At 60.9% G+C, this 12,175-nt stretch carries 9 protein-coding genes, 1 pseudogene and 1 CRISPR repeat array (1 of these 11 only partly in view); of the genes and pseudogenes, 4 read left to right on the top strand and 6 right to left on the bottom strand.

Features of this window, described 5'->3' with window-relative positions; genetic code table 11:
- Window positions 1-178: direct repeats of the CRISPR family, unit length 26 nt; unit sequence CTCATCCCCGCACGCGCGGGGAGCAC; it begins 331 nt to the left of the window's first position.
- Between the two features lie 40 nt (window positions 179-218).
- From cas2e to CRM89_RS30435, 5 genes and pseudogenes are all read right to left on the bottom strand, one after another.
- Window positions 219-596 (bottom strand): type I-E CRISPR-associated endoribonuclease Cas2e, encoded by a 378-nt coding sequence (gene cas2e / locus CRM89_RS15525; RefSeq protein ID WP_076573809.1) that lies wholly within the window; start codon window positions 594-596, stop codon window positions 219-221.
- A gap of 1,327 nt (window positions 597-1,923) precedes the next feature.
- Window positions 1,924-3,381 carry a HEPN domain-containing protein gene (locus tag CRM89_RS15530; RefSeq protein ID WP_098084634.1) on the bottom strand — a complete coding sequence of 486 codons (1,458 nt, stop codon included), beginning with the start codon at window positions 3,379-3,381 and terminating at the stop codon, window positions 1,924-1,926.
- Window positions 3,382-3,505: 124 nt separating this feature from the next.
- Window positions 3,506-4,141: pseudogene (locus tag CRM89_RS15535) on the bottom strand (transposase); the annotation flags it as partial.
- 40 nt (window positions 4,142-4,181) lie between these two features.
- Window positions 4,182-6,992: a DUF4365 domain-containing protein gene (locus tag CRM89_RS15540; RefSeq protein WP_127516214.1), complete on the bottom strand. Its 2,811-nt coding sequence runs from the start codon at window positions 6,990-6,992 to the stop codon at window positions 4,182-4,184.
- A gap of 1,565 nt (window positions 6,993-8,557) precedes the next feature.
- On the bottom strand, window positions 8,558-8,995 hold the full coding sequence (locus CRM89_RS30435; protein ID WP_127516216.1) for a hypothetical protein: 438 nt from the start codon (window positions 8,993-8,995) through the stop codon (window positions 8,558-8,560).
- Between the two features lie 509 nt (window positions 8,996-9,504).
- Here CRM89_RS30435 and CRM89_RS15545 point away from each other — a divergent pair.
- Genes CRM89_RS15545 through CRM89_RS15555 form a run of 4 tightly spaced genes read left to right on the top strand, consistent with a single transcriptional unit; the run spans window position 9,505 to window position 11,725 of the window.
- Window positions 9,505-10,146 carry a hypothetical protein gene (locus CRM89_RS15545; RefSeq protein WP_098084639.1) on the top strand — a complete coding sequence of 214 codons (642 nt, stop codon included), beginning with the start codon at window positions 9,505-9,507 and terminating at the stop codon, window positions 10,144-10,146.
- On the top strand, window positions 10,146-10,511 hold the full coding sequence (locus CRM89_RS30440; RefSeq protein ID WP_127516218.1) for a hypothetical protein: 366 nt from the start codon (window positions 10,146-10,148) through the stop codon (window positions 10,509-10,511). The genes CRM89_RS15545 and CRM89_RS30440 overlap by 1 nt, the downstream gene beginning before the upstream one ends.
- An 18-nt stretch (window positions 10,512-10,529) precedes the next feature.
- Window positions 10,530-10,742, top strand: a complete 213-nt coding sequence (locus CRM89_RS15550) for a transposase (RefSeq protein WP_098084641.1) — start codon at window positions 10,530-10,532, stop codon at window positions 10,740-10,742.
- A complete protein-coding gene (locus CRM89_RS15555; protein WP_098084644.1) occupies window positions 10,718-11,725 on the top strand; it encodes an IS3 family transposase in 1,008 nt (335 codons plus the stop codon). Before CRM89_RS15550 ends, CRM89_RS15555 begins: the two co-directional genes overlap by 25 nt.
- 179 nt (window positions 11,726-11,904) lie before the next feature.
- Here CRM89_RS15555 and CRM89_RS30445 read toward each other — a convergent pair whose 3' ends face one another.
- Window positions 11,905-12,159: a hypothetical protein gene (locus CRM89_RS30445; RefSeq protein ID WP_127516220.1), complete on the bottom strand. Its 255-nt coding sequence runs from the start codon at window positions 12,157-12,159 to the stop codon at window positions 11,905-11,907.
- Window positions 12,160-12,175 lie beyond the last annotated feature (16 nt).

Consider the following 12,175-nt stretch of genomic DNA (forward strand, 5'->3'; position numbering starts at 1 on the left):
CTGCTCGGCGGTCGTCGTCTGCGGCTGGGGCTCATCCCCGCACGCGCGGGGAGCACAACCCTTCCTGCTCGAGAAGGGCCATCGCGTCGGGCTCATCCCCGCACGCGCGGGGAGCACCACGGCCGCACGTCGCTGATGGTGGTGGATGAGGGCTCATCCCCGCACGCGCGGGGAGCACACTTCCTGACCTGCACGTTTCCAAGCCGATCACCCATTTTTCATTCACTTTCCGCACCCCCACCGGCCGCGCGTTTCCGGGCGGCTCGGTGGTACCGGCTGGCCTTGCTCCAGCCGGCCCGTGCGCCTCCTGAACTGACGGCGCTGGTGTGCGGCCGGCGCATCAAGTGGAGGCCGTCGAAGTCGACCGGTTCCCAGTCGTGTCGGTGGACTGTGAACGCGAGGCGCTGTTCTCCTTTCGTGGAGTGGATCATGATGGCGCGGCCGTCCTTGGCGAGTTCGACGACTCGCTGCCATGCGAGTTCGCGCACGCGCGCGCTGACGATCCCGACGAATACGCCCGGGCTGATTTCGAGGAACCACCGGGTGAGGTGGCCGCGGAGGCCGGCGGGGCATGCGCTGAGTACGAGCACTACCACGGGACATCCTCGTCGCTGTAGGAGGTTCCGCCCGCGACGTTTCCCTTGCGGTCCCACAGCTCGACGATGTCGGTGTCCCACTCGGCGGCGCCGTCGGGTTCGTCGGGCAGCAGGAGAGCGTAGATGTCCGAGCAGCACCGTTCGAGGAGAGATGCCCGGCGTGGATGGCGTCGCGGACGGCGCGACTCCGCGGCCAGAAATTATGAGTTGCCTCACTTCAGGGTGCGGAGACGTCGGATCCGCCTCCGAAGGCTCGCAATTGTCGCGATTCGGAGCTGCCGAATCGGCCGGTTGAAGTCACTTTTGTGCTGTAACTGTGTGTATCGGCCTAACCACGTCAAGTTCCGGCACGCGAGAAAACCCCCTCCGACCGAGGTCAGAGGGGGTTTTCACTGTCGGGCTGACAGGATTTGAACCTGCGACCACCTGGCGAGCGTTCCGGTTTCCCCGAACATGCTCGTATGTTCCCAATACTACTTGTTGTCAACGTGTTTCGCGAAACGGCCGTGCTGGGCAATTCTCGTGAAATCGCATTGATTCCGGTCAAAACTGTGGAGTTTCTGTGGGGCGCCGAAACTTTCCTTTGCCTACTGGCGGACAACACGACCGTTCATAGCCCAAGCCCTCGACCACAGCGAAGGCCCCTCGCCGCACCCCACCTCCCGCACACGGCCACGCCAGTGCTCGAGCAGCACGAATCGATCCCGCAACGCTGAGGATTCGCAGGACTTCCCGGACGGCTGGACCGGTGCCCCCGCCACCGACGGTTCGGCGATTCCAATGGGGAGCACCCGGTGTTCGGGGATGCACTCCACCCGAGCCGGAACTCACCGCCGCTCAGGCAAAGTGCCCGATGCCGCAGTAGTTGGCGATGCCGGTCAAGAACTTATCCCCCGTTGGCGCAGGGAGCGCATCTCCGCGGGCGCCGCCACGGGCTCATCCCCGCGCGCCAAGAGCACCTCGGTGGGCAGGGCGACATCTCGGTCGGCTGAGGCTCATCGTTGCTCGCAGGGAGTACCGAATGACGACAGTGTCGCGAGTACCGGTCCGGGATTCATCCCCGCTCTCGCGGAGAGCACACTAATTCGCCTGCGGGGTTGCACAACCACTCGACCTGCATCACTTTCTACCGACCGCAATCAGTAGTGGGGGTCACGCTTGACCTTGCGCATCATGCGAACAGGCGGCCGATGTAGCCCGGGATGTCGTCGGCGTTCGGCCACCGAGCTCTCGGACATGAGTCAAGTTCCAGATCTGTTGTGGTGCAGCGTGTTCAGCGCAAACGTACATGCGGCCCGAGGAGGCTCTGCTGAACCGGGGTTCCAAATCACATGTCGTCATCGCTGAGCGAGTGAACTGGCGCCGCAGCACGGTGCCCGGCAGTTTCTGCCCCAATCGAGGCGAGTACGTCCCGCCAGTGCGAACGCCATTGTGCGCGGTTGGAATCGTCGCACAGGACGATGTCGAGCTTTGGCGCCTCATTGCTAAAGATCGACCACAGCGGCGTGTCTCCGGAGGAAAGACACAGTCGAGCGAGGATCGCTCTCCTCACGATGTCCCGTAGCCGGTCAACTGCGAACCCAACCCGGGGTAGCAGCCCGGGGCCGCTGGATTCGTCTGGTACGCAACGCATTGCTCTGAGGTCTTTGCGCAGCTGTTTGGTGGTCATCTCACCGCCGTGCACGATCGTAGACCGGAAACTGTAGAGCCGCTTGAGGTCCTCGAATAGCTCAGCGGCAGGCTCATCGTCGTATGCAAGCAATGCGGTTGCGCGCGTGCACAACCGGAGGGTAAGTCCCTCGCCTTCGTTCGCACCAAGGATCACACCCTCCAGCGCCGTCGACAACTGCACTATCTGATCGAAATGACTGGAGGTGTCGTCGAGCCTAGCGAACTTCGTCAATGCTTCACCGAACGAACTCAACCAGATTTCCTGGCCGTTTTCGCTGCGGACGTTGTCTATCAGCGCACTCAATTCCGCCAATACAGGCACGTGAGTCTCGTCCAGACGTGCAACGCGGCGCACCAAAGGAACCTCCTCATCACGCGTGAGGAACTCGACTCGTGCTGGACGCGCCGAGATTCGCGAACTCACACCAGATACTTGATAGACGCTCTGCACGTTGGCGCCGGTGAGAAGACAGACCGCAAGTTGCAACCGGTCCAGCACACCTTCAAGATTCCAGCTGCCGTGGTATCCGACACCTTCAACAGGATCACGGACAACAAGCAACGAATGTGGAGGCCGGTCGAGCATCGGACCTCTGCGTTTCCACGCGTGGTCGGCGTCCGGAATCGCGGCGACGATGCACCTACGGAGGTCTTGAGTCGGCGTCTCGGCGACAAGAGTTATGCCAGCGATATCAACCTCTGTCCCCGTCGCGGGCACCAGGTGCGAGACGACACGCGCCACGACCAGATTATAGGAACTACCGCCAACGACATCACAGAACTCGGTGATCACGGCTGATACCTCGGTGCTAGCCGGATCGTAGTCGTCAACGTCCGCACAGCGGTGCACGCACAACTCGAGGAGGCTGAACAGAAGGAGCCTGAGGGTATGTTCCGGCCCCGGATTGGTGTCTGAAGCCGGCAGCCCCTCAGGCCCGGTCTTGATGACCGCCTGCGCCAGAGCTGCGAACTCGGGCATTGCTTCGATCGCCGATCCATCGAAGTCCAGGTGGGCTTGCAAGTGCCGGTGCATCTTGGAGGTCGGAATCGCGTTCTCTGCTTCAAGCACCGAGAACGACGCGGCGATGTATTCGGCTGCAAGCGTTTCAAGCATTCCGGCACCATAGCTTCCGAGCGGCGAGCAATCGAATCAAGCCGCTGTCGTCGGAACCGGAGTCGCGGTAGGTCAGGTCCAAATGTGTAGTGTATCAGGATGATCGCCGCGTGGCATTGGTTGGTCAGGCGGTCAAGGCTGCGGTGTCCTCTCGTTCGTCGGTGGCCTCGCTGAGGCTGCGAAAGCGGGCAAGAACATCGAGGCGGAGGTAGCGGCGGCCTTCGGTCCATTCGTCGTGTTGTTCGGCCAGCACGGCGCCGACGAGGCGGATGATCGCGGTCCGGTCTGGGAAGATCCCGCGACCTCGGTGCGGCGCCGGATCTCCTTGTTCAACCGTTCCTGGGGATTGTTCGACCAGATCTGGCGCCAGATCTGTTTCGGGAAGCTGGTGAACGCCAGCGTGTCGACGCGAGCCGCATCCAGGTGGGCGGTAACTTTCGGCAGTTCTCGGTCAGGGCGTCGAGCATCCGATCATATTGAGCGGCAACTGATTATGCGTCTGCTTGGTCGAACACCGAGTGCAGCATCGTGCGGACCCAGGGCCACGAATTTTTCGGGCAGATCGACATCAAGTTGACGGTGTAGTGGGTCCGGAAACACTGCCAGGACGCGCCGGGCAGGGTCGCACCGATCGCGGCGACCAACCCGGCGTGCACATCACTAGGGACCAGCTCGACCCCGGAAAGGCCGGGCGGGCGACGAGGTCGCGGAAGAACGCCAACCAGCCGGCACCGTCTTCACCACTGGTGACCTGCAACCCGCAGGATCTGCATCACACGCCTCCTACGCAGAGTGCACAACTAACGACGGCGTAATGGTGGAGTGGCTACCAGAACACGGTGGGCCCAGCGCCGCACCTGTGATGACGGATGCTCGACCAATCTCGCCGCGATCGCGCTCGCGATCGCAGTATCGGGATAGGGCGCAAGACCGCATGTGATTCTCAGAGCCACCTGGGTACCGGGTTCGATGGCAAGCGTTTGCGTTGCATCAACCGTATCGGGGTGAGCGTGTCCTTCGCCGGCCAAGGCTGCGAGGCATTCGGCCGCAGTGCCCCGCACCATGACGTCGTGATCATAGGCTAGTCCCAGCAGGACGCCTATGTCCTTCTCAGACTTGCGGCGTCGCAGAATCCGCGCCAGCGACTGACGCTGTTCCCGACTGCCACTCATCAGGGTCCACAGCTCGGTTTCTGCCACACTTTCTGGCGAGAGCACTTTCAACGTCTCTAGCAACGACCCGTGGAGGTCACCTGTGTGTACGGAGCGAGCATCCAGCTTTTTCACCCACCGATGCATTGCCTCGACCAATCGACTTTGAACTTCAGGTGGAATTAGCTCGGGCTCGCTGCGAATCTTCAACAACGTCTTGAACACGTCATCGGTCAGTGATGAAGGAGAGTCCAGTAGCGCGACAATCGGAGTCCAATCTGCGCGTTCAGGCTGGTACATGTTGATAACGGTCAAGGCGAATCCATCTTCGTGCAAAGCGCCCGACCATTCGCCTCGACGGCACGCATCAATCTGGCCGAGGATCCTCGCGCGCAATGCCGGGACCAGCGCTGCCGCAGCGGCCGGAGTGATCCGGGATATGTCCGGTAGAGCAGATATCGCATCTGGATCCCCGGTTTCGGCCGCTGCCATGAGCTCTGCTTCACGGGCGGGAATACCACCGGAGAAGAGCTGATCCACAGCCTTTCGCAACACTTCGTTGCCGGTACTGGCCGCTCGCAGGTCAGCGATGTCACCATCAGTCCACGATCGAATCGGTACTCGCCTGAGCGCCCATATGAGGCAAGTACTTACATGCTCGAACAGCGCCTGATGGGCGACCTCCACAAGAAAATCGACCACATCACGTAGGAACCTGTCGGACACCACCGGCGTCGTCGCCCTGACAACGTCGAGCATAGACCGCTGCAGAGCCGCCAGCGAGTAGCCGGGGCCCATCATCGCCAAGATCTTTACCGGATCTCGAAACCACTCCATCGCGACCTGCGCGTGGGCCTCGGCGACCGGCTCTGTGAAGACGTCAGCCCCTGAGACGATCAGCGCCACGCTCGCGGGCATGGTAGATCGGGTGCATTCGCGCAGAGAGAAGCTGGATGCGCACTCAGCAACCGCGTCCACAGGCCCCGCCCGTAGGAACCTTTGCGCTGCCCGGCGCACGTCGTCGGCGTCGCCGCACACGCGCAGGTCGTTCAAGGCCATGAGCGCCAGCTCTGTGTCATCTCCGTCGTCAGCCAGCAGAGTCGTTCGGCACCACATCGACAACGCCCGCCGCCAGCCCGCATGATCACCAGTGAAGCCACTTATCAACGATGCGGCCCTGAGGTGCCGCGCAGAGTTCCCAGAACCCAGTGTCACCGAACCATCCGCAGTCCAGCTCTTGAACCCGGATTCGAGGACATCATCCAGCCCCTGGCCGACCAACTGGCTGCGCCACCACGCCACGGCAGTGTCAGAGGCAATCACTGCCTCCGACAACGCCGCCGGGCTCGACGGCGTCAGAGCAAGAACGATCTGGCTGGCGATAGCCGATATCGCCAAGCCTGTTGGATCCGCGGGCGCAGCAAACCGGACACGGAAGGCCGCAGTAGCAAGTGCAACCGCGGCCTCAGATTCTCCGAGTTCCCGCGCAGCACGGGCCCTCTGCACTAGCAACCAGGCATGGTCTACGACATCGGCTTGGTTGCGCTCGATCTGCCTGTCCAGCAATATGATCGCCGCGCCGACATCACCGGTCTCGAAGTGGAACGCTGCTCCGACGACCGCTGCCGTGACACTCTCATGCACCGAAGGCGCCGGTTGCGCAACGAACTCGAACAGCTTCTCCAGATGCCCTGTCGTGACAGCGCCGTACAAGGCCGCCAGCAACCGCAGTGCCCATTCCGAGGACTCGGTGATCTCGCCGATACACGGGTACGGATTTAGGGACCCTGGCGGCTCTGTGAACTCGATGGTGCGCCCCAGAACCAATGCTGCGATCGCCTGTGGCGCTGCGACCCTATCTGGTTGGTTGTTCGGATGGGGTGCCACCAGACGGGGTGCCAGAAGCGCGTAGCGCAGACTATCTGCTGGCGCGAGATTGCCCGCACCCGTCCACGCCGAACCTTCCCAGCCAACGGGTCCACGCTGTGTCGCAGCAGCCGCCAACAGCAGGTCTCGACCGGATTCATCAAGCAACTGAGTACTGGGCACGAAGATCTTGCCGCCCTTGGGCGTCCACTCGACGGACTCCCCGGTGACCAGTGACCAGTAGCTGGTATTGGCTGCGAGGTTGTGTAGAACAATGAAGTGTGGTTCGGCGTGCTCGATCCAGAACTTGAAGTGGTCCTGGTCCTCCTCGTAATACCACCATCCCGGTAGGCCGCCGTTCTCACCAGGCTGCTTGAAGTACTTCGTCCTACGAGTCGCGTCCGGGCTTGTTTTCACCTGGGCCCCGCAGAAAAGGCTGCAGTCGAAGTCCCGGTCATCACGCGGCATGAGCCACAGGTCGGTTCCCAGGTCGTGCTCCGGGTTAGGAATCGCTCCCCATCCAAGCTTCTCGAAATGGCTCTTGACAGCGGACTCTCCCGCCGCCCCGTACTTCTTCCGCGCGTTCGCCCGCATCACTTCCCACCTGTCCAAGCCACAGGATGCCGTATCGAGAGGCCTTCACTCGAGTATCACCGGATGCAACGATACGAACCGCAACCGACACCGGCGCGATTTCCGTCGAGGACTCCAGCAAGAGCGACCAAGCCGACTGCCGTACATCAGGTAGCGGCCTCCTACATGTCGTCCCTGCCATATCAGACGAACACGTGCACGTGTTAGCACCACACCTCGCAACTACCGGAGGGCTCGTTGTGCTGACGGGTCGACCCCTGGGCGCCATGCAGGTAGCGAGCACAGGAAGCACCGACCGCGACGGATCGGCCGCCCACGAGCTGCGCCTCCCGGCAGTACCCCACAAGACGTCCGGAATGGACTACTTGAGATTCTCGTCAAACCGCAACTCGCTGACAAGGACCATGTCGGTGGCCTTGATCAACGCTCCGAAGACGCCTGCACGATTATCTCGCCCAGCATGCGAGACGCGGTGGAATGTGTCGCAACCCCACTTCCACCGTCGATGTACAGTCCGGGCTGCTGCAGGGGTAGGTGACGCTTCGACGACCCTGAGATACCACGCAGTCAGCGACTTGCCATCGAGGTAAGAAATCGCTTTCAGGTGCGGGACGCTGCTCGATGTCAGCAACTGGGCGCTCAGAGCACCCGCGAACTCCAGACCGCGAGTCAGTCCACGGACCTTCACACCCTGACGTGTGCCGTTACCAAGCGTGCCTTGCTAGAGCCGTAGGTTCGGCTGCCGAATCAGATCTCACCAGTGGTGGCGAGGATCGGATGATCCCGACCTCTGAAGTCCGCGGACGGCGTGTAGTTTGGTGTCGGTAGCGTGATCGACCAGGACACCGTCGACCAGCGCCTATCCTCCGGGTCCAGTATCGGTGTAGGCGAGGACGACGTAGGACCGAGTGCGCGGGTTGCGGTTCACTGCGCGGTCGATGATGTTGTCCCGAACTAAGGGTGTAGGGCGGCAGCGGCTCGACCCGTTCGGCCATCAGGATGTCGCGCAGGTCCCTCGCAGACAGTCTCTGCCTGGTAGCAGCGTCTCGGGATTGCTGCTCACGCAACCCTTCGGCTGGTCGTGGGCCTCGCTCATGGGTTCCTTCCATCACAGCCGATGGCCGTTCCGCTTGAAATCGAAGCCGACAAAGCCGCCGCACAGGGTCGAATTGAACAACATCCCCAAACCGGAACGGTTCACCGAGACCGAGCTCCGCAAACTCATCGAATCCCTGGGAGATGTCCGCCCAATCCTGGCCGGAGGAGCTCCCGGACACAACCAGGAACTCTATAAAGCAATCGAGCTCCAGGTCCGATTCACTAACCTGGAGCATCGAGCAACTGTGACAGTATCCCCTGATGGGGATAACATGCGCGCCCGGAGGGGAATACACGCGCTAACCACCGTGTTTCAAATAGCCCAAAAGTGATCGCTAGAGTGCTGAAATTCTTCATGCCAGCATGTCAATACCGTGTCGTTCAGTTGGATACTTCTCGCCTGAAGCGAGCCTTACAGTCGCTTCAAAGCTCGCCCATGCGACATGTGATTGTTTCGCAAAAATAACCTACATGGTGTCCATAGAACAGAGCCATCGAACGGCCGCTCCTCCAATATCAATTCGATGCGGAAATCGAGGGTTAAACGAATAATCACAGCGCCCGTGAAGCGAAGCAGGGTGAGGACCAACTGATGGATGTGGGTAGATCTCAACGGAGATCTCTTCGATCGTGACTGGACGATATCCTATGTTGCGCACTGTAACAGCAAGCGCGAGAGAGTCAATCGGCAATCCAGAATTGTTGCGAAGAATCTCATGCAGTGCCCGCAACGGGACAATCGAAATGCCAGCAGTGCCAAAAACAATTGCGCCACCCAGCTCCACCGCGATGGCCCGCTGCGGCATATTTTCTCGCACCGCCTCCTTCATCAGTTCAAAAAGTCGCTCTTCGGAAATTCCCCCAAGACTCAGCAAATCGCCCGCATAGTCACCCTCGCGAGTCAATTTCCATGACTCAAGTAACGGAGCGGAGTAGTCAAGCGGACGTATCTTGTCGATATGTCATGATGCGGCTTGCACATGAGAACCAGATTTGAGAAATGCGCCCGCTCTGCATCTGTCATACGCTCGTCATAGCGGGCAGATCCAGGGTTCGCGCCACGGATATGTGCAATCTGCAAATTAGTAGCCGGATACCCCTCGACGAACTTGATAGCAGGCTCTTTACAGTCCAGATAGTAACAGGTGCCCTGTGACAACAAGAATAACGCCTTCTCGGTCCCGGTGCCGTAGTCGCGGGGGCCTGGCATACAATCCTCCCGAGGATGTAAATCAGCTATATGTTGAGTCTCGAAATGCTATGATAGCCCAGAATTCATACAAGCGCCGACAACATTCACGCCTTCCCAGCTGGAGAGCCTCGAGCGAAGGCGGGGTGTGCCGCGTCGGTCCTGCATACGTAGTGAACAACGGGAAGGGATAGACCAGCAATGCCATACGGATCCGCGAAGGATATGCCTTCCATCATCGAGTTAAACAAACAGCTAGCGGCCTACCGCTGGCTTCAATACTTCGCTCCCAAAAAGAAGCGCCCGAACGCAAAGGAAATCCGGCAGCAGGTGGAGTACATCACTGACACCGTGGACAGCTTCTACGCCCTCCTTGGTCCGCGGCACTGGGTATTCCATGACAATCTCAACCTCGAACGCATGGCAGCAATTGTCAGTAAGCACCACGACAATGCTGATGCTGCCGAAGCGGCTCTCATTGCCTACTACCAGGATGAGGAACTTCTCCGATTCTGGGCAAGGCGTCTCGGCAACCGCAAGGCGATGAAGTCCCGGCGACACCTCATCGAGCACGCTTTGGACGACTATTTTTCCGGCCGGTACTACGCCGTCGTTCATGTCCTCCTCAGCGTGATGGACGGCTACGTCAATGACACCGACACTCAACTCCGAAAGGGCCTTCATGCCCGGAAAAACGAGGACGTCGATGCTTGGGACAGTGTTGTCGGGCACCACCCCGGATTGACGCACGCACACGCGACATTCCGCAAGGGGTTTTACGCCACCGATGAACCGGAGACGTTCGAACTGTACCGCAACGGCATCGTCCACGGCATGCTGCCAAACTACGACAATGTCATGTCGTAGTGGCGACCAAGGCGTGGAACAGGATGTTCGCCGTGGTTGATTGGTCGGTTGCCGAAGAGAAACGAAACAAACCCGTCCAGCCGAAACCGACGTTCACTCAGGCGATGAAAAAGATTTCAGAGCATGCGGCCACACGAGCGGAAGTGAGAAAGCAGCTCGATGCGTGCCAACCTGTCGTGCTCAGCAAGAATGATGCGAAGTTGTCAGAACACCCTGCTTATGCCGCATGTACAGAGTTCCTGATGCTCTGGCAGAAGCCTAAGCCCAACTATGGGCGCATGTCCACCATGCTGGCGACGTTGTCCAAAAGTTCCGCCGGTGAGGTTCCCCCGTTTTCTCGGAGGGCTCTGACTGTGGTCCGATAGGGCCGGAAGGAGTCATTCGTGGCAGCACCGAAGAAGTACCCGGACGAGCTGAAGGCGCGGGCTGTGCGGCTGTATCGGGAGTCGGACCCGAAGCCGACGATCCGGAAGCTGGCCGCCCAGCTCGGGGTGCATCACGAGGCGTTGCGGCTGTGGATCCGCCAGCTGAGGCCGATGCCGGCGAACGCGACGATCGGCCGACGACCGACATGCTGGCTGAGAACCGGGCCCTGAAGAAGCGGGTCGCGGAGCTGGGAGCAGTTGAACGCCGTATTGCGCGATGCGAGTGCGTATTTCGCCTCCGAGCTCGGCCAGACCCGGCGGTGATCATGCGGTTCGTCAGCGAACATCCGCAGCACCCGGTCGAGCTCGTATTGCGGGTTCTGGGCATCGCGTCATCGACGTATTACGGCTGGTTGCAGCAGGCGCAGGAGCCGTCTGCGCGGCGGCTGGCCGACCAGGAGTTGCTGGCTGAGATCGTCGATATCCATACCAGTTCGGGCGGGACCTACGGGTCACCTCGGATCCATGCGATGCTGCGCCGGCGGGGGATCTCGATCGGCCGCAAACGAGTCGAGCGGCTGATGCGGGGTGCCGGGTTGCAGGGCGCGTTCCTGCGTAAGAAGTGGCGCCTGGGGTCGACTCGGCAGGATCCGCGTGCCACCCCGGCCCCGGATCTTGTCAACCGTGGCTTCACCGCCCGTGAGCCGGACCGGCTATGGGTCGCCGACGCCACCCGCATCGTGTGTGGTGAGGGTGTGTTCTGGCTGGCCGCCGTCCGGGACGCGTTCTCGAACCGGATCGTAGGCTGGAAGTGTTCGGACCGGTACGACACCGAACTGGTACTCGGTGCTCTCGAATACGCGGTGTGGACCCGCGATGTCCGTGACGGGCAGCTGGTCCATCATTCCGACCGTGGCTCGACCTACACGGCGATCCGGTTCGCGAACCGGTTGGCCGACAACGGGATCGCGCAGTCGATGGGGTCGGTCGGTGACAGTTACGACAACGCTCTCATGGAGAACTTCTTCTCTACCCTGAAGACCGAGCTGGTGTATCGGAACAGTTGGCGGACAAGGGAAGAAGCCGAGAACGCCCTGTTCGCCTACATCGACGGCTGGTACAACACGCAGCGGATCCAGAAGAAGCTCGGCTGGCGATCACCCGATGAGTACGAAGCCAATTACCATGACCGGGTTCCAGCCGGAACCAGATAATCCGCTCTCCGGATTAGCGGGGGAACCTCAGGCGTAAACCTTCCTCTCCACCTGCTCCTGCCGCTGCCAGGTCCAACTCGGTAGCCAATCCTCGGCAGGATCCGCGCTGTCGGTGAACAGCCCCTCAGCGTACTCGCACGCTATGTCCACGGCCGCATCGCTGATGCTGCCGTCAGCATTCAGCAGCACAACGTCGCTGACCGGGCTGTCGGGGCCCACCAGAGCCGAAAGCGGTGGTGCAGAGCCTCGATCAGCATCGCCGGGGTAAACGATGCATCTGACGGGCCGAAGACCTGCATGACGACTCCCGTCATCCGCGACAGCTCTCGCCACGCTTCCGCACGGGTTTCGCGTTGAGACCATGCCACCGCCGCGCGGAGGGCGGCAGAAGTCACCAGACGAACCGCCTGATGGTCGGATCGGATATCGCGCATGCACAGCACGATAACG

The organism is Nocardia sp. FDAARGOS_372, from assembly GCF_002554515.1.
Lineage (GTDB): Bacteria > Actinomycetota > Actinomycetes > Mycobacteriales > Mycobacteriaceae > Nocardia > Nocardia farcinica.